14 protein-coding genes are annotated in these 16,929 nt (G+C 65.6%); 3 read left to right on the top strand and 11 right to left on the bottom strand.

What is annotated here, in order from left to right; translation table 11 throughout:
* Positions 1-79: 79 nt before the first annotated feature.
* From BM118_RS28585 to BM118_RS28560, 6 genes are all read right to left on the bottom strand, one after another.
* Entirely contained in the window at positions 80-1,732 is a 1,653-nt protein-coding gene (locus BM118_RS28585; RefSeq protein WP_092189583.1) for an adenylate/guanylate cyclase domain-containing protein, read from the bottom strand.
* A 162-nt stretch (positions 1,733-1,894) separates the two neighbouring features.
* Positions 1,895-2,302, bottom strand: coding sequence for a F0F1 ATP synthase subunit epsilon (locus tag BM118_RS28580; protein WP_092189581.1), 408 nt, complete (start codon positions 2,300-2,302; stop codon positions 1,895-1,897).
* Between the two features lie 137 nt (positions 2,303-2,439).
* Positions 2,440-3,873 (bottom strand): F0F1 ATP synthase subunit beta, encoded by a 1,434-nt coding sequence (gene atpD / locus BM118_RS28575; protein WP_011083272.1) that lies wholly within the window; start codon positions 3,871-3,873, stop codon positions 2,440-2,442.
* A gap of 83 nt (positions 3,874-3,956) precedes the next feature.
* Positions 3,957-4,829, bottom strand: coding sequence for a F0F1 ATP synthase subunit gamma (locus tag BM118_RS28570; protein ID WP_092189579.1), 873 nt, complete (start codon positions 4,827-4,829; stop codon positions 3,957-3,959).
* A gap of 152 nt (positions 4,830-4,981) precedes the next feature.
* Positions 4,982-6,511: a F0F1 ATP synthase subunit alpha gene (gene atpA, locus BM118_RS28565; RefSeq protein ID WP_092189577.1), complete on the bottom strand. Its 1,530-nt coding sequence runs from the start codon at positions 6,509-6,511 to the stop codon at positions 4,982-4,984.
* Positions 6,511-7,071, bottom strand: a complete 561-nt coding sequence (locus BM118_RS28560; protein WP_092189575.1) for a F0F1 ATP synthase subunit delta — start codon at positions 7,069-7,071, stop codon at positions 6,511-6,513. Before BM118_RS28560 ends, atpA begins: the two co-directional genes overlap by 1 nt.
* A gap of 659 nt (positions 7,072-7,730) precedes the next feature.
* On the opposite strand from BM118_RS28560, the gene BM118_RS28555 reads away from it, so the two are divergent.
* On the top strand, positions 7,731-8,228 hold the full coding sequence (locus BM118_RS28555; protein WP_027547545.1) for a septal ring lytic transglycosylase RlpA family protein: 498 nt from the start codon (positions 7,731-7,733) through the stop codon (positions 8,226-8,228).
* A gap of 169 nt (positions 8,229-8,397) precedes the next feature.
* On the opposite strand, the gene BM118_RS28550 is transcribed toward BM118_RS28555, so the two are convergent.
* Entirely contained in the window at positions 8,398-10,608 is a 2,211-nt protein-coding gene (locus BM118_RS28550; protein ID WP_092189573.1) for a primosomal protein N', read from the bottom strand.
* 112 nt (positions 10,609-10,720) lie between these two features.
* On the opposite strand from BM118_RS28550, the gene BM118_RS28545 reads away from it, so the two are divergent.
* Together BM118_RS28545 and BM118_RS28540 are read left to right on the top strand one after the other, a co-directional pair.
* On the top strand, positions 10,721-11,686 hold the full coding sequence (locus BM118_RS28545) for a tyrosine recombinase XerC (RefSeq protein WP_092189571.1): 966 nt from the start codon (positions 10,721-10,723) through the stop codon (positions 11,684-11,686).
* 238 nt (positions 11,687-11,924) lie between these two features.
* Entirely contained in the window at positions 11,925-12,515 is a 591-nt protein-coding gene (locus BM118_RS28540; RefSeq protein WP_092189569.1) for a DUF4337 domain-containing protein, read from the top strand.
* Between the two features lie 294 nt (positions 12,516-12,809).
* Here BM118_RS28540 and BM118_RS28535 read toward each other — a convergent pair whose 3' ends face one another.
* The 4 genes from BM118_RS28535 to odhB form a co-directional block, all read right to left on the bottom strand.
* Positions 12,810-13,340, bottom strand: a complete 531-nt coding sequence (locus BM118_RS28535; protein WP_092189568.1) for a hypothetical protein — start codon at positions 13,338-13,340, stop codon at positions 12,810-12,812.
* Positions 13,341-13,374: 34 nt separating this feature from the next.
* Entirely contained in the window at positions 13,375-14,775 is a 1,401-nt protein-coding gene (gene lpdA, locus BM118_RS28530) for a dihydrolipoyl dehydrogenase (RefSeq protein ID WP_092189567.1), read from the bottom strand.
* A gap of 37 nt (positions 14,776-14,812) precedes the next feature.
* The gene (locus BM118_RS28525) at positions 14,813-15,562 is read right to left on the bottom strand and encodes an SDR family oxidoreductase (protein ID WP_177234768.1); all 750 of its coding nucleotides are present in this window, start codon (positions 15,560-15,562) and stop codon (positions 14,813-14,815) included.
* 64 nt (positions 15,563-15,626) lie between these two features.
* A complete protein-coding gene (gene odhB, locus BM118_RS28520) occupies positions 15,627-16,868 on the bottom strand; it encodes a 2-oxoglutarate dehydrogenase complex dihydrolipoyllysine-residue succinyltransferase (RefSeq protein ID WP_092189565.1) in 1,242 nt (413 codons plus the stop codon).
* Between the last annotated feature and the right edge of the window lie 61 nt (positions 16,869-16,929).

Raw genomic sequence — 16,929 nt, 5'->3', positions numbered from 1 at the left:
TCCGACCGTGCCTGGGTCCAGGTAGCGATCATTCGCGGTGCCCCGGTCAGAGGCAGCCCGAGCAAGTCGGGTTGCCGGGCTAATTCGTCGGCCCGACCGTGAACGGGCCGATCGCGATCACGTGGCAGTCGCTGTCGCGCCTGGCGCAATCGGCCAGCGCGGAGTTGACGGCGGTCTGCTCGTCGGCGGCCTTCAGGCCGAGGCCGAGGCCGGGGCGGCCTGCGGTGCCGACGGCGACGGCATTCCAGCCCATGGCGTCGGCGAGCTTGCGCACGACCTCGTCGCGGGCGTCGGCCACGATCGAGGCATTGCTCGCGGCGTGGAAGAAGCCGGTGATCCTCAGCAGGGTCGGGATCGGCACGACGAAATTATCGTCGACAGCGACGATCATACAGGCGACGCCCGCGATCGCGCCGCACGATTCCAGGGAGCGCCGCGCCGCGTCGTCGGCGGACGAGGCGCCCAGCACCATGAAATATTGTCCGCCCGGGCCGAGCGCGACCGAGCGGGATTTCGCCGCCGGCACGAACATGTTCTCGAGCCGGACTTTCTGCGGATCGCGCACCATCGGAAAGTCCTTCGACGCGAAGGCCCGCTCGGTCATGGCGTCATGCCGCACCCAGGGCTGCGGCGGCATCGGCGGCTTGCCGTGCGCATAGACGATGGTGTTGCCGACCGCATAGAGCTCGCAGCGCCGCGGCGATTGCGCGGCATCGGCGCGCTTCTGGCACTGGTCGAGCGCGGCGTTGCGCGCGGCCTCCTCGTTCGGCTGGTTCAACGCCGAGCCGGTGAAGCCGCCGATGTTGAGTGCGAAGGCCTTGTAGTCGCCGGCGGCGGAATAGTCGCCAGCCAGGTAGTTGCGGACGCGCTCGTTGATGAAGGGCACGCTGTCGGCAGCAAACTTGCCTGAGATCGGCGCGGCGGATGGCGACGGCGCGGGCATCGGAGCCATCGCCGCGCCGGCGTTCGGCGGCGCCATCGGTGTCACCGGCGCCTTTGCGATCTGGGTCGGTGTCGGGCTCGGCGCGGCACTAGGTGTCGCGGCCGGCGTCACTGCGACGCTCGCCGTCTGCTTGAGCTTGGTGTTGTAGAGGAAGCCGGTGACGCCGATGGCGACGATCGAGACGACTGCGACCACCAGCGGCCACATCCACACGGGCGCGGCGGCCAGCTTGGAGGCGGGCTTCTTCAGCTGCGGCTTCGAATAGGTGCCGTCCTCGCGCCGCATCGCCACCATGTAGGCGTGCACCGGCGTCGGGATGTTCTTCACCTCCTGCGCGCCGATATCGGCGAACTGCACCGACAGCTTGTTGGCGACCTGCTCGTGCACGGCACGGGACACGCAGATGCCGCCGACCTCGGCGAGGCCTTCCAGCCGCGCGGCGATGTTGACCCCGTCGCCGAGCAGATCGCCGTTGCGTTCGACCACGTCGCCGATGGTGATGCCGATGCGGAACGACATCTGCCGGCTCGGCGGATAGGCCATGTTGCGGGTCCGCAACGACTCCTGGATGTCGATCGCGCAGCGCACCGCGTCCACCGCGCTCGGAAATTCCGCGAGCACGGCATCGCCGGCGGTATTGAAGATGCGGCCGTTCGCCTTTGCGATGAAATCGTCGATGACTTCGCGGTAGGAGGCAAGGCGCCGCAGCGTCTCCTCCTCGTCCTCCGCGACCAGCCTCGAATACCCGGCAATATCGGCTGCGAAAATCGCTGCGATCTTGCGTTTCATCTGTGACCCGCCCCGGAACAAATTCGCGGGCGAAGAATGCCGCTATCGGCGGCGCGGTGCAACAAAGTTTCAGCGCCCGCCACTTCCGTGACGAGCGCTGAATCTATTCAGGAATTTCTTGCAGGAATTTCGCGTTCGAGCCCCGAAGCGATGCCTCGGGGCTTAGTGCATAGCCGTCGTATTGAGCTGCTGCTGGATGCTCTTGAAGTGGTCGAGCCGCTCGATGGCCTGATCGAGCTCGCCACCTTCGTGCTCCTTCAGCCCCTCTTCCATCTCCGCGATGGTCTCGGCGAACTGGGCACGGTCGAGCTCGGCCAGCGAGGTCGCGACGTCGGCGAGTACGGTCAGGCCCCTCTCCGAGACTTCGGCAAGACCGCCGAGCACGATGATCTTCTCGTGCCTGCCGCCGGCGGTGACGGTGAGGATGCCGGGCCGGATCGCAGCCACGACCGGCGCATGTCCCGCCAGCACGCCGAAGTCACCCTCGACGCCGGGGATGTCGACCTGGTCGACCTCACCCGAGAATGCGAGCTTTTCCGGAGAGACGAGATCGAAGTGGAAGGTGGCCATGGTGTTTCCGCTTGCTTTGCCTGTCACCCGCGGGCCTGACCCGCGGGTCCATCCATCAAAATTCTCTTTCGATGGATCGCCGGGACTTTAGCTCGAAGACGCGCTTCGCGCTTTTGCCCGGCAATGACATCTGAAACTTAGGCCGCTTCCGCCGCCAGCTTCTTGCCCTTCTCGACCGCCTCTTCGATGGTGCCGACCATATAGAAGGCGGCTTCCGGCAGGTGGTCGTACTTGCCTTCCACCAGGCCCTTGAAGCCCTTGATGGTGTCGGCGAGGTCGACGAACTTGCCCGGCGATCCCGTGAAGATTTCGGCGACGTGGAACGGCTGCGACATGAAGCGCTCGACCTTGCGGGCGCGGGCCACCGTCAGCTTGTCCTCTTCCGAAAGCTCGTCCATGCCGAGAATGGCGATGATGTCCTGGAGCGCCTTGTAGCGCTGCAGCACCTGCTGGACCTGACGGGCGACCGCGTAGTGCTCCTCGCCGACGACCAGCGGGGAGAGCATGCGCGAGGTCGAGTCGAGCGGGTCCACCGCCGGGTAGATGCCCTTTTCGGCGATCGAGCGCGACAGCGTGGTGGTCGCGTCCAGATGCGCGAACGAGGTCGCGGGCGCCGGGTCGGTCAAGTCGTCGGCCGGAACGTAGATGGCCTGCACCGAGGTTATCGAGCCCTTCTGCGTGGTGGTGATGCGCTCCTGGAGCGCGCCCATGTCGGTCGCGAGCGTCGGCTGATAACCCACCGCCGAAGGAATACGGCCGAGCAGCGCCGACACTTCCGAGCCGGCCTGGGTGAAGCGGAAGATGTTGTCGACGAAGAACAGCACGTCCTGGCCCTTGTCGCGGAAGTCTTCCGCGATGGTCAGACCGGTGAGCGCGACGCGGGCGCGGGCGCCCGGCGGCTCGTTCATCTGGCCGAACACCAGCGCGCACTTCGACTTCACGCTCGGATCCGGATTGTGCGGATCGGCGTTGACCTTGGACTCGATGAACTCGTGGTAGAGGTCGTTGCCCTCGCGGGTACGCTCGCCGACGCCGGCGAACACGGAGTAACCGCCGTGCGCCTTCGCGACGTTGTTGATCAGCTCCTGAATCAGCACGGTCTTGCCGACGCCGGCGCCGCCGAACAGGCCGATCTTGCCGCCCTTCGCGTAGGGAGCAAGAAGATCGACGACCTTGATGCCGGTGACGAGAATCTCAGCTTCCGTCGACTGGTCGGTGTAGGTCGGCGCTTCCTGGTGGATAGCGCGCAGGCCTTCCGACTTGACCGGGCCGGCTTCGTCGATCGGCTCGCCGATGACGTTGATGATGCGGCCGAGCGTGCCTTCGCCGACGGGAACGCGGATCGGCGAACCGGTGTCGGTCACTTCCTGGCCGCGGACGAGACCCTCGGTGGTGTCCATCGCGATCGTTCGCACGGTGGATTCGCCGAGATGCTGGGCGACTTCGAGCACCAGGCGGTTACCGCCGTTCTTGGTCTCGAGCGAGTTGAGAATGGCCGGGAGGTGGCCTTCGAACTGCACGTCGACGACGGCGCCGATGACCTGGGTGACGCGACCGGACTGGGCTGCCATTGAATGTCTCCTTCGATCCGAACTTCTGAACCGCGGTCAGCTTGACCGGGATGTTGCGTTTGACGGGTATTGAAGCGCCTTGATCAGACGGCCTCGGCACCCGAGATGATTTCGATCAGTTCCTTGGTGATCTGCGCCTGACGCGTGCGGTTGTAGACCAGCGTCTGCTTGCGGATCATCTCACCGGCGTTGCGCGTCGCGTTGTCCATCGCGCTCATCTGCGCGCCGTAGAACGAGGCGTTGTTCTCGAGCAGCGCGCGGAAAACCTGGACCGCGAGGTTGCGCGGCAGAAGGCGCGTGAGGATCTCGTCCTCTTCCGGCTCGTATTCGTAAGACGTCGTGCTGGCGGCGGCGCTCTCCTCGACCACCAGCGGGATGATCTGCTGGGCGGTCGGGATTTGCGCGATCACCGAACGGAAGCGCGAATAGAACAGCGTGCAGACGTCGAACTCACCGGCATCGAAGCGGGCCAGCACCTTCTTGGCGATGTCCTCGGCGTTGACGAAGCCGAGCTGGCGAACGCTGCGCAGGTCGAGATGCTCGACGATCTGCTTGTCGAACTGGCGGCGCAGCTGCTCGTAACCCTTGCGGCCGACGCAGAAGAACTTCACTTCCTTGCCCTGCGCCATCAGCGCCAAAGCGCGCTCGCGGGCGAGACGCACGATCGAGGAGTTGAAGGCGCCGGACAGGCCGCGCTCGCCGGTGCAGACCAGCAGCAGGTGAACCTGGTCCCTGCCGGTGCCGGCCAGCAGCGCCGGCGCGCCGGGCGAGCCCGCCGCGGCGCCGGCGATGTTGGAGATCACCGCGCTCATCTTGTCGGCATAGGGACGTGCAGCTTCCGCAGCGGTCTGCGCGCGGCGCAGCTTCGAGGCCGCGACCATCTGCATGGCCTTGGTGATCTTTTGCGTCGCCTTGGTGGAGGCGATGCGGACGCGCATGTCTTTAAGTGACGCCATTCTTCGTCCCCGACGGTTCGATCCCTTGCGGTCAAACCGCTAGCCTGTCTCTGTCGTCATGCCCGGGCCTGTCCCGGGCATCCACGTCTTCGTCTTTCCACGCGGCAAGGCGTGGATGGCCGGGACAAAAGCCCGGCCATGACGGCTCGTTATTACGCGAAGCTCTTCGCGAAGCCTTCGACCACCGACTTCAGCTTGGCAGCGGTGTCGTCGGAGAGATCGCGGCTGTCGCGGATCGTATTGAGGATGTCGGCGTTCTTGCCGCGCAGCAGCGAGAGCAGGCCGTCCTCGAACGCGCGCACCTTGTTGACCGGAAGCGGATCGAGATAGCCGTTGGTGCCGGCCCAGATCACGCAGACCTGCTCTTCCATCTTCAGCGGCGAGAACTGCGGCTGCTTCAGGAGCTCGGTGAGGCGCGAACCGCGGTTGAGCAGGCGCTGGGTCGAGGCGTCGAGGTCGGAGCCGAACTGCGCGAACGCCGCCATTTCGCGGTACTGCGCGAGCTCGCCCTTGATCTTGCCGGCGACCTTCTTGGTGGCCTTGGTCTGCGCGGACGAGCCGACGCGCGACACCGACAGACCGACGTTCACCGCGGGACGGATGCCCTGGAAGAACAGGTCGGTTTCCAGGAAGATCTGGCCGTCGGTGATCGAGATGACGTTGGTCGGGATGTAGGCCGACACGTCGTTGGCCTGGGTTTCGATAATAGGCAGCGCAGTCAGCGAGCCCGAGCCATGATCCTTGCTGAGCTTCGCCGCGCGCTCGAGCAGGCGGGAGTGCAGATAGAACACGTCGCCCGGATAGGCTTCGCGGCCCGGCGGACGGCGCAGCAGCAGCGACATCTGGCGGTAAGCGACGGCCTGCTTGGACAGATCGTCATAGATGATGACGGCGTGCATGCCGTTATCGCGGAAGAATTCGCCCATGGTGCAGGCAGTAAAGGGGGCAATGTACTGCATCGGCGCCGGATCCGACGCGGTGGCGGCGACGACGATCGAGTATTCGAGCGCGCCCTGCTCTTCCAGCACCTTCACGAACTGGGCGACGGTCGAACGCTTCTGGCCGACCGCGACGTAGACGCAGTACAGCTTGATGTTCTCGTCGGGCTGCGCGTTGAGCGGCTTCTGGTTCAGGATGGTGTCGAGCGCGATCGCGGTCTTGCCGGTCTGACGGTCGCCGATGATCAGCTCGCGCTGACCGCGGCCGATCGGGATCAGGGCGTCGATCGCCTTGAGGCCGGTCGCCATCGGCTCGCTCACCGACTTGCGCGGAATGATGCCGGGTGCCTTGACGTCCACGCGCATACGCTTGTCGGCCTGGATCGGACCCTTGCCGTCGATCGGATTGCCGAGCGCGTCGACGACGCGGCCGAGCAGGCCCTTGCCGACCGGCGCGTCCACGATGGCGCGGGTGCGCTTGACGGTCTGGCCTTCCTTGATCTCGCGGTCGGCACCGAAAATAACGACACCGACGTTGTCGGTTTCGAGGTTCAGCGCCATGCCGCGGGTGCCGTTCTCGAACTCGACCATCTCACCGGCCTGGACGTTGTCCAGACCGTAGACGCGGGCGATGCCGTCGCCGACGGACAGCACCTGTCCGACTTCGGAGACTTCAGCTTCCTGGCCGAAATTCTTGATCTGGTCCTTGAGGATCGCGGAAATTTCCGCGGCGCGGATGTCCATCAGCCTGCCTCTTTCATCGCGTGCTTGATCGAATTGAGTTTGGTGCGAAGCGAACCATCCACCATGCGGCTGCCCAGCTTGACGACGAGGCCACCGATGATCGAGGGATCGACTTTCACGTTCAGCGCGACGTCCTTGCCGGTCACCGACTTCAGGGCAACCTTGAGGGCGTCGAGATTCTTGTCCGAGAGCGCCTCCGCCACGGTGACATCAGCGGTCGCCTCGCCCTTGAACTTGGCGACGAGGGCGCGGTAGGCGCGGATGACGTCAGCCACCACGAACAGGCGGCGGTTGGCGGTCAGCACTTTCAGGAAATTGGCGGAGATGCCGGCGATGCCGACCTTGTCCAGCACGGCCGTGAGGGCCCTGGACTGGGCATCGGCCGCGAACACCGGACTGCGGACGAGGCGCTTCAGATCGGCGCTCTCGCCGAGCAAGGCCTCGAACCTGTCGAGGTCGGCCTTGACCTCGTCGACCACTTTCTGGTCGCGGGCCAGTTCAAACAAGGCCGTTGCATAACGGCCGGACACACCGGAAACGGACGTATCTTCTGCAGCCACAGACGCGCTCTTTTAGCTGTCAAATTCGCAAGGGAAAAACCGTCGCCACGAAGCGGCGCCTAGCGATCCAAGCCCTTGGAATTCAAGCGGGACTTCGATTTTCGACCAGCACGGGAAGTGCCGGGCTCGTTAAAATCGCGGCTTTGCTAACATAGCAGGCGCGCACGTGCAACATGACGCCAAATTAAAGGCATGAGGTTCTGTCGCCAGTTCGTCGCAGTCCGCGACACGCAACGACGACATGACCACCAACTTGCACGACGACCTGCCGCGCCACGGAATTGCCGCGAGCCTTACGTCCGCGTCGCCCCCATTGGTTCCTGCCCTCAGCGCATAGCGGCCATGAACACGGATCGCTGAGGCGTGATTCCCGCCTCGTCAGTTCCACCCGGCGAATACTTACCCAACTCTAAACGCGGGGAGCGATGACTTCGTTTTACAGTATTGGAAAGTAATCAGATAGTTAACAAATCGTTAAACCCAACTATTACGGAATATCGCCTGAATATCGAAACAGATCACAAGATATTTCATGATGACATAGAACAGATTTACTGCCCAATTCATGCCGCATTGCGAAAGGAAACGCCAATCCGCTCACAACCTGATGGGGGCTCCACTGGCCACATATGTGGCAATACTAGATTAGGGACCACTAAATGCTGTCTTTCAAGACGCTGGGCACTGTGACCCGGCCGCGCACGGCGATCGCCTTCATTGCCGCAACTCTTCTCATTGGGGGAACTGCCACCGAAGCGTCCGCCAAATCCAGGCATCACCGGCACCATCATCGCCACCACGTCCAGAACGACTCCAATGCCGGCTCGGATTGGCGCAACGCCAACGCGGCGATGACGCCGTCCTCGGGCACCGGGCACAGCTTCTCCGGCATGGCCTCCTATTACGGCAACGAGTCCGGCAGCAGGACCGCCTCGGGCCAGCGCTTCAACCAGAACGCCATGACCGCGGCGCACCGTTCGCTGCCGTTCGGCACCAAGCTGCGCGTCACCCATGGCGGCTCGAGCGTCATCGTCACCATCAATGACCGTGGCCCGTTCATTCGCGGCCGTGTCCTCGATCTCTCCACGGGTGCTGCCCGCGCCATCGGCCTCACCGGCGCCGGCGTCGGCCGCGTCACCGCGGAAGTCGTCTCCTAAGGCGCATCACGCGTGAAACAAGCCCGCTGTCTTGGGGGACGGCGGGCTTTTTTGTTGCTGTCATTCCGGGGCACGCGAAGCGTGAACCCGGAATCCATCGGGCGACAGAATCTGCGGTGAAATGGATTCCGGGCTCGCGCTGCCGCGCGCCCCGGAATGACGGCGGGAACTACAAAAAGCTCTGCGGATCGACGTCCACCTCGAGCTTCTGATTGCCCTTCGGCTTCGGGCAAACGGCGAGCCAGTTGCGCAGATAGTCCGACAGGTCGAAACCGCGCGCCGATTTCACCAGGATGCGGAAGCGGTAGCGGCCCTTGATCACGGCGAGCGGCGCTTCCGCCGGGCCCAGCACCACCACGCGCTCGTCGCGCGGCGCGAGCGCGACGAGGCGGCGGCCAAAGCCTTCCGCGCTCGGGCGGTCGCCGGCCGAGATGATCAGGCTGGCGAGCCGGCCGAACGGCGGATACAGCGTGCGCTCGCGCAGATCGATCTCGCTGTCGTAGAAGGCCTCGCGGTCGCAGGCGATCAGCGCCTTCATCACGGGATGGTCGGGCTGGTGGGTCTGGAGATAGCCGACGCCGCGGCCCTGCTCGCGGCCGGCACGGCCGATCACCTGGTTGAGCAATTGCCAGGTGCGTTCCGCCGCGCGCGGATCGCCATTGGACAGGCCGAGATCCGCATCGACGACGCCGACCAGATTGAGCCGCGGGAAATTGTGCCCCTTGGCGACGAGCTGCGTGCCGATGATGATGTCAACGCGGCCCTCCGCGATCTCGGCAAGCTCGGAGCGCATGGTCTCGATCGAGGTGATGAGATCGCTCGACAGCACCATGGTGCGCGCCTCCGGGAACAGCGCCGCCGCTTCCTCCTGCAAGCGCTCGACGCCGGGGCCGACCGCGACCAGCGATTCCTCCGCCGAACAGTTCGGACAGATATGCGGGCGCGGCATCGAGAAGCCGCAATGGTGACAGACGAGGCGCTGGCGGAAGCGATGATCGACCAGCCAGGCATCGCAGATGGTGCAGGCGAAGCGGTGGCCGCAGGCGCGGCACAAGGTCAGCGGCGCATAGCCGCGGCGATTGAGGAACAAGAGCGCCTGCTCGCGCCGCTCGATCGCGGTCCTGATCTCGCCTGCCAGGCGCGGCGAGATGAAGCGGCCGCGCGCCGGAGGCTCGCGGCGCATGTCGATCGCCTCGATATGCGGCATGTGCTGGCCGCCGAAGCGCGAGGGCAGCGCGATGCGCTGATAGCGGTTCTTGCGCGCATTGACCTCGGATTCGACCGACGGCGTCGCGGACGCCAGCACGATCGGAATTTTTGCGATATGCGCGCGCACCACCGCCATGTCGCGGGCGTGGTAATGCACGCCCTCGTCCTGCTTGTAGGCCTGGTCGTGCTCCTCATCGACGACGATGAGGCCGAGATTGGCGTAAGGCAGAAACAGCGCCGAGCGCGCGCCGACCACGACCGGCGCGCTGCCTTCGGAGATCGCCGCCCAGTTGCGCGCGCGGGTGCGCGGGGTGAGCTCGGAGTGCCATTCGATCGGCCGCACGCCAAAACGCTGCGCGAAGCGGTCGAGGAACTGGCCGGTGAGCGCGATCTCCGGCATCAGGATCAGCGATTGCCTGCCGCGGCGAATCGCCTCCGCAACGGCCTCGAAATAGACCTCGGTCTTGCCCGAGCCGGTGACGCCGTCGAGCAGCGCGACGTGGAAGGTGCCGTTGGCCGCGAGCGCGCGCATCGTATCGACGGCGGTGCGCTGGAGCGGTGTGAAGTCCGGCCGGCCGAAATCCGGATCGGGGGCCGGCGGCGGCGGAGGCGGCGGCATCAGCTCGACCGTAAGCGTACCTTCGTCGACGAGGCCGTCGATCACGCCGGCCGAGACGCCCGCCTCCTTGGCCGCCTCGGACTTGCCGTGCAGCAGCCGGTCCGACAGCACCTCGATCACGCGTTGCCGCGCCGGCGTCAGCCGCTTGGGAGGATCGCCGACCAGGCGCACGCCGGGGCGCACCCGCTCGGGGCCGAGATTCTCGCCCATGCGCAGGCACATGCGCAGCACCATGCCGCGCGGGCTCAGCGTGTAATTGGCGACCCAGTCGACGACGGAACGCAGCTCGGGCTTCAGTGGCGGGAGGTCGAGCTTCTCGTTGACCTCCTTGAGGCGGTTGTGCAGGCGGGGATCGGGATTGGCGTTCTCGGCCCAGACCACGGCGAGCACCTCGCGGGGCCCAAGCGGCACGCCGACGAGATCGCCCGCCTTCAGCTCCATCCCGCGCGGCACCTTGTAGGAATAGGTCTGGTCGAGCGCGACCGGCACCAGCACGTCGACCATGCGGGTCGCGTTGGCGGAGGCGGTGCTGCTGCGGGACGTGTGGTCCATGAACTGAGAATCGGAACCCGGGGGCCTCAAGGCTAGCGCCGTGGGGCGGCCTTAGCGAACGATAAACGAGTGTGATGCGATATACTGTGCGGAATCACCACGTCCAGAGCGCATGAGCAAAGCGGCCGCCCCACCCATCGAGCTCGCCAGCGCCGATCCTGACATCGCGCAGGAGATGACGCGCTGGCTGTCGCATCTCGGCGCCGAGCGGCGGCTGTCGCCGAAGACGCTGGAGGCCTATGGCCGCGACTTGCGGCAGTGCCTGGATTTCCTCAGCAATCATTGGGGCGAACGCGTCACGCTGAAGCGCTTCGCGGCGCTGGAAGCCACCGACGTGCGCGCCTTCATGGCGATGCGCCGGGCCGACGATATTGCCGGCCGCTCGCTGATGCGCGCGCTGGCGGGCCTGCGCTCGTTCGGCCGCTTCCTCGAACGCGAGGGCAAGGGCAAGGTCGGCGCGCTCTCGGCGATCCGTGCGCCAAAAGTTGCGAAGAGCCTGCCCAAGCCGCTACCGATGGCTTCCGCAAAGCGTCTTGCGGACGCCGACGAGCGCGCTGGCGAGGAACGCGAGACCTGGATTCTGGCGCGCGATGCCGCGGTGATGGCGCTGCTGTATGGCTCCGGCCTGCGCATCTCCGAAGCGCTCGGCCTCAAGCGCCGCGAGGTGCCGAAGCCGGGCGAAGGCGACGTGCTCGTCGTGACCGGCAAAGGCAACAAGACCCGCATGGTGCCGGTGCTCCAGAACGTGCTCGCGCTGGTGCAGGAATATGTTGCGATGTGCCCGTATCCGCTGCCGGCGGAAGGACCGATCTTCGTCGGCGCGCGCGGCGGTCCCTTGAGCCCGCGCATCATCCAGCTCGCGATGGAGCGGCTGCGCGGCGCGCTCGGCCTGCCCGACAGCGCGACGCCGCATGCGCTGCGCCATTCCTTCGCCACGCATCTGCTGTCGCGCGGCGGCGATTTGCGCGCGATCCAGGAATTGCTCGGCCATTCCTCGCTCTCGACCACGCAGATCTACACCGGCATCGATTCCGAGCGGCTGCTGGAAGTCTATGCCAGCGCGCATCCGCGGCGCTGACACACTGCAAGCCATCGTGCCCCGGACGCAGCGCAGCGCTTCTTCAGCGGTGCGCTGCTGAGCCGGGGCCCATTCGTGGCGAATGGCTGGGTCCCGGCTCTGCGTCGCAGCGTTACACGCCGCGCCGCGTCCGGGACACGAGAGCCGACAGACTGACACAGTCTCGTCATAACGCGCGTGCCTCTTGCGCGTCGCCCGCGGTTCGGTCAATCGTGGGGAACCGAGGCAGGAGGGATTTATGAGCGCACATGAAAGCATGGAGCACGCCGAGCACGCCGAACACGCGTCCGGCTCGAACAAGAAGATCGCACTTCTGATCGCCGTGCTGGCGCTGTTCCTGGCGATTTCCGAGACGCTCGGCAAGGGCGCCCAGACCGAATCGATCAGCAAGAACGTCGAGGCCGCCAATCTCTGGGCGTTCTTCCAGGCCAAGAGCATCCGCCGCACCGTGGTGCTGACCGCGGCCGAGCAGGGCAAGCTCACGCTCGCCGGCACCACCGACGACGCCATGAAGGCGACGGTGCAGAAGCAGGTCGACGACTGGACCAAGACCGCGCAGCGCTACCGCTCCGAGCCCGAGACCGGCGAAGGCACCGAACAGCTCGCCGAGAAGGCCAAGCATGCCGAGCACGAGCGCGACGAGGCGACCGCGAAATACCATCACTTCGAGCTGGCGTCCGCCGCCTTCCAGATCGGCATCGTGCTGGCCTCGGCCACCATCATCACCGGCATGATCGCGCTGGCTTACGTCAGCGGCATCCTGACGCTCGCCGGCCTCCTCATGACCGCGCTCGGCCTGTGGTGGCCGCACCTGATGCATTTGCATTGAGGGGCTGCGCGCTGTTAATCCCGTCATCCTGAGGTGCGAGGCTTGCGATGCAGCGCATCGCGGGCAGAGCCTCGAAGGATGAACGGCCGGGATGCAGCCGGGCGGAAAGAGCCGGGCCGTCGCCCTTCGAGGGCCGCTGAAGAAGCGGCCACCTCAGGGTGACGGTGCGAGACTGATTGCCGCAATCCGGATTTGTAGCCCGCATGAGCGCAGCGATATGCGGGAGCGGCAACAAAGAATCCCGGATGTCGCTTCGCTCATCCGGGCTACGGGACCGTGATTTGCGGCGAGTAGCTAGCGCGCCTCGTGCACGCTCTTGCGGAAGCGCTGGATCAGGCGGAGGGTGCGGGAGGACCAGCCCTCGCCGTTGCCGCTGATGATCTCCTTGATGCGCCGCTTGATCGGGTCGACGAGCTCGGCGGCCTTGGCGCGCAGCTTCATCACGAGGTCATAGAGCCGCTCGAACCAGGGCATCTCCATGAGCTTGTCGCGCGTTACGTCGAAGACGAAGGCGGTGACGCCGACGCCGAGCATCTTTGCGAACAGGATCGTGAAGACGGCGCTGGTCCAGTATTCATGCGCGAGCAGCCACAGGCCGACCAGCTTGAGCGGGAACAGCGGGATGATGGGGACCGCGAATACGATCAGCGTCATGGCCGGCGACAGCGCGTCGACGCGCTCCGTCAGCCATTGCTTGAAGCGCGCGAGCGGAATCGCTGCGACAACCCGCGCGACGATCGGTTCGAGATGGTCCCACAGCCAGGCTTCGATCAGGAAGATGATCGCAAGCAGGACCCAGACCGGTTGAAGAAGGCGGCGCAGCATGTGTTGTCCCGCCCGATTCGGCTCGTGGCGTGGCCTACATATGGATGGCCCGCTTGCCGACTGCAAGCGCGGCTTCCTTGATGGCCTCCGAGCGGGTCGGATGCGCGTGGCAGGTGCGCGCGAGATCCTCCGCACTGCCGCCAAACTCCATGAGAACGCACGCTTCATGGATCATTTCCCCAGCTTCGCGGCCGATAATGTGCACGCCGAGCACGCGATCGGTCTTCGCATCTGCGAGAATCTTCACAAAGCCGTCGGTGGTCTGGTTGACCTTGGAACGGCCGTTGGCGGTAAACGGAAACTTCCCGACGGTATAAGCCACGCCGGCCTGCTTCAGTTCCTCCTCGGTCTTGCCGACGCAGGAGACTTCCGGCGTGGTATACACGACGCCTGGGATAACGTCGTAATTCACGTGGCCGGCTTGCCCCGCGATGATCTCCGCAACCGCAACGCCTTCGTCCTCCGCCTTGTGCGCGAGCATCGGGCCGGCGACGACGTCGCCGATGGCATAGACGCCCTTGAGGCTGGTGGCGAAATGCGGATCGATCTGCACGCGGCCGCGATTGTCGAGCGCAACGCCGGCCTCCTTCAGGCCGAGGCCATCGGTGTAGGGCACGCGACCGATGCAGACGAGGACGACGTCGGCTTCCAGCGTCTCCGCAGCACCGCCGGCCGCGGGCTCGATCGTCGCCTTCAGCGTCTTGCCCGAGGTGTCGACCGCGGTGACCTTGGCACCGAGCTTGAATGCAAAGCCCTGCTTTTCGAGCATGCGCTGGAATTGCTTGGCGATCTCGCCATCCATGCCGGGCAGGATGCGATCCAAAAACTCGACGACGACGACTTCGGCGCCGAGCCGCTTCCACACCGAACCGAGCTCGAGGCCGATCACGCCGGCGCCGACGATCAGCAGCTTGCCGGGGACCTTGTCCAGCGACAGCGCGCCGGTGGACGAGACGATGCGCTTCTCGTCGATCTCGATGCCCTTGAGACGCGCGATGTCCGAGCCGGTGGCGATCACGATGTTCTTCGTTTCGACCACCTGCGACTTGCCGTCGGCGGAGACTTCGACCTTGCCGGTGCCCAAGATCTTGCCGGTGCCCTTGAGCACGTCGATCTTGTTCTTCTTCATCAGGAACTCGACGCCCTTGACGTTGCCGTCGATGCCCTGCTGCTTGAAGTTCATCATCGCAGGCAATTCGAGCTTCGGCGCGGAGACGCTGACGCCCATCTTGGCGAAGGAATGCGCGGCCTCCTCGAACATTTCGGATGCGTGCAGCAGCGCCTTCGACGGCATGCAGCCGACATTGAGGCAGGTGCCGCCGAGTGTGGCGTTCTTTTCGACCACGGCGACTTTCATGCCGAGCTGGCTGGCGCGCACCGCGCAGACATAACCGCCCGGTCCGGTGCCGATGACGACGAGATCGTAGGTAGCCATGAGAGAAAGTCCCGTGAGTTTAGCGTGGAAAGATGTGTCAGCGTCCGCCGGACACATCGAGAATGGCTGAGGTGACGTAGGAGGCATCGTCCGACATCAGCCAGACGATGGCATTGGCGATTTCCTCGGCGGTGCCGACGCGCTTCATCGGCACCATATGGGCCAGACGGTGGGCGCGGTCGGGCTCGCCGCCGGCGGCGTGGATTTCGGTGTCGATCAGGCCGGGCCGGATCGCGGCAACGCGAATGCCTTCGCCCGCGACCTCATGGCCGAGGCCGACGGTGAAGGAATCGACCGCGCCCTTCGAGGCGGCGTAATCGACATAGGTGTTGGGTGCGCCTAACCTGGCGGCGACCGACGACAGATTGACGATGACGCCGCCCTTGCCGCCATGCTTGGTCGACATCCGCTTTACAGCTTCGCGCGCGCAGAGGATGGAGCCGGTGACGTTGACCGCCATCACGCGCTGGATGCGCTCGGCCGACATCTCGTCGACGCGGACGCCGCTCTTGCCGACGATGCCGCCATTGTTGACGAGGGCGCCGAGCGTGCCGAACTTGTCCGCTTGCTTGAACAGTTCGATTATGTCGCTTTCCTCGGCGACATCGCATTTCACCGCGATGGCCTTGCCGTTGCTGGCCGCGATCTGCGCGACGACTTCGTCCGCAGCCTGCTTGTTGCTGGCGTAGCCGACGACGACACGGAAGCCGCGTGCGGCCGCCGCGAGCGCGGTCGCCCGCCCGATGCCGCGGCTGCCGCCGGTGATGACAACGACTTTATCCGTCATGCGCCCCTCCATGGTTCGACACGCGCCGTCGCGAGAGGCGACGGCGCTCGCAGAGCATCAGCGATCAGAGATCGAGCACCAGGCGCGCCGGATCTTCCAGGCTCTCCTTGACGCGAACCAGGAAGGTGACGGCTTCCTTGCCGTCGATGACGCGGTGATCGTAGGACAGCGCCAGATACATCATCGGGCGGACCTCGATCTTGCCGCCGACGACCATCGGCCGCTCCTGGATCTTGTGCATGCCGAGGATGCCGGACTGCGGCGCGTTCAGGATCGGCGTCGACATCAGCGAGCCGTAGATGCCGCCATTGGTGATGGTGAAGGTGCCGCCCTGCATCTCGTCGATCTTGAGCTGGCCGTCACGGGCACGGCGGCCGAAATCGGCGATACCCTTCTCGATGTCGGCGATCGACTTGTGGTCGCAGTCGCGCACGACAGGCACGACGAGGCCCTTGTCGGTGCCGACGGCGACGCCGATGTGATAGTAGTTCTTGTAGATCAGGTCGGTGCCGTCGATCTCGGCGTTGACCGCCGGGATGTCCTTCAGGGCCTGCACGACCGCCTTGGTGAAGAAGCCCATGAAGCCGAGCTTGCTGCCGTGCTTCTTCTCGAACGCGTCCTTGTAGTGCGCGCGCAGCGCCATGACATTGGTCATATCGACCTCGTTGAAGGTCGTCAGCATGGCCGCGGTGTTCTGCACGTCCTTGAGGCGGCGCGCGATGGTCTGGCGCAGCCGGGTCATCTTGACGCGCTCTTCGCGGGCGGCGTCATCGGCCGGCGACGGCGCGCGGACCTGGACGGCGGCAGCGGGCTGGTTGACCGGGGTCGGCGCGGAGGCGGCGCGCTCGATCGCGGCGAGCATGTCGCCCTTGGTGACGCGGCCGTCCTTGCCGGAGCCGGGAACGGTCGAGGCGTCGATGCCGGTCTCGGCCGAGAGCTTGCGCACGGACGGGGCGAGCGGCGCGTCCGCCGGCGGCGCCTTCGCGGCCGGAGCCGGTGCGGCAGCAGCCGCGGCGGCGGGAGCGGCAGCGGCCTTGGCGGGAGCAGCGGCCGGCTTGGCCGCGCCAGCGGCGCCTTCCGTGATCTGGCCAAGCAGCGCGCCCACAGCAACGGTCGCGCCGTCAGCGGCGATGATCTCGCTGAGCGTGCCGGCGGAGGGCGCCGGGACTTCGATGGTGACCTTGTCGGTCTCGAGCTCCACCAAGGGCTCATCGACGGCGACGGGGTCGCCGGCCTTCTTGAACCAGCGGCCGATGGTGGCCTCGGTGACGGATTCGCCGAGCGTCGGCACACGAATTTCAGTCATGGTCTTTTCCTTAAGGGATCGCCGGTGCGGTCATGAATTCCAATTGTCACGGCCAGCGAAA

It is taken from the genome of Bradyrhizobium sp. cf659 (assembly GCF_900113725.1).
Taxonomy (GTDB): Bacteria; Pseudomonadota; Alphaproteobacteria; order Rhizobiales; family Xanthobacteraceae; genus Bradyrhizobium.
The sequence above is the reverse complement of the archived record's forward strand: the minus strand, read 5'-3'. Positions and strand labels throughout refer to the sequence as shown.

Excerpts from the sequence above, each read along its gene's own strand:
- lpdA (WP_092189567.1), bottom strand. The coding sequence starts at position 14,775 with ATGGCTACCTACGATCTCGTCGTCATCGGCACCGGACCGGGCGGTTAT.
- BM118_RS28570 (WP_092189579.1), bottom strand. The coding sequence starts at position 4,829 with ATGGCGTCACTTAAAGACATGCGCGTCCGCATCGCCTCCACCAAGGCG.
- atpA (WP_092189577.1), bottom strand. The coding sequence starts at position 6,511 with ATGGACATCCGCGCCGCGGAAATTTCCGCGATCCTCAAGGACCAGATC.
- BM118_RS28580 (WP_092189581.1), bottom strand. The coding sequence starts at position 2,302 with ATGGCCACCTTCCACTTCGATCTCGTCTCTCCGGAAAAGCTCGCATTC.
- BM118_RS28550 (WP_092189573.1), bottom strand. The coding sequence starts at position 10,608 with ATGGACCACACGTCCCGCAGCAGCACCGCCTCCGCCAACGCGACCCGC.
- odhB (WP_092189565.1), bottom strand. The coding sequence starts at position 16,868 with ATGACTGAAATTCGTGTGCCGACGCTCGGCGAATCCGTCACCGAGGCC.
- BM118_RS28585 (WP_092189583.1), bottom strand. The coding sequence starts at position 1,732 with ATGAAACGCAAGATCGCAGCGATTTTCGCAGCCGATATTGCCGGGTAT.
- BM118_RS28525 (WP_177234768.1), bottom strand. The coding sequence starts at position 15,562 with ATGACGGATAAAGTCGTTGTCATCACCGGCGGCAGCCGCGGCATCGGG.
- BM118_RS28535 (WP_092189568.1), bottom strand. The coding sequence starts at position 13,340 with ATGCTGCGCCGCCTTCTTCAACCGGTCTGGGTCCTGCTTGCGATCATC.
- BM118_RS28540 (WP_092189569.1), top strand. The coding sequence starts at position 11,925 with ATGAGCGCACATGAAAGCATGGAGCACGCCGAGCACGCCGAACACGCG.
- BM118_RS28555 (WP_027547545.1), top strand. The coding sequence starts at position 7,731 with ATGCTGTCTTTCAAGACGCTGGGCACTGTGACCCGGCCGCGCACGGCG.
- atpD (WP_011083272.1), bottom strand. The coding sequence starts at position 3,873 with ATGGCAGCCCAGTCCGGTCGCGTCACCCAGGTCATCGGCGCCGTCGTC.
- BM118_RS28545 (WP_092189571.1), top strand. The coding sequence starts at position 10,721 with ATGAGCAAAGCGGCCGCCCCACCCATCGAGCTCGCCAGCGCCGATCCT.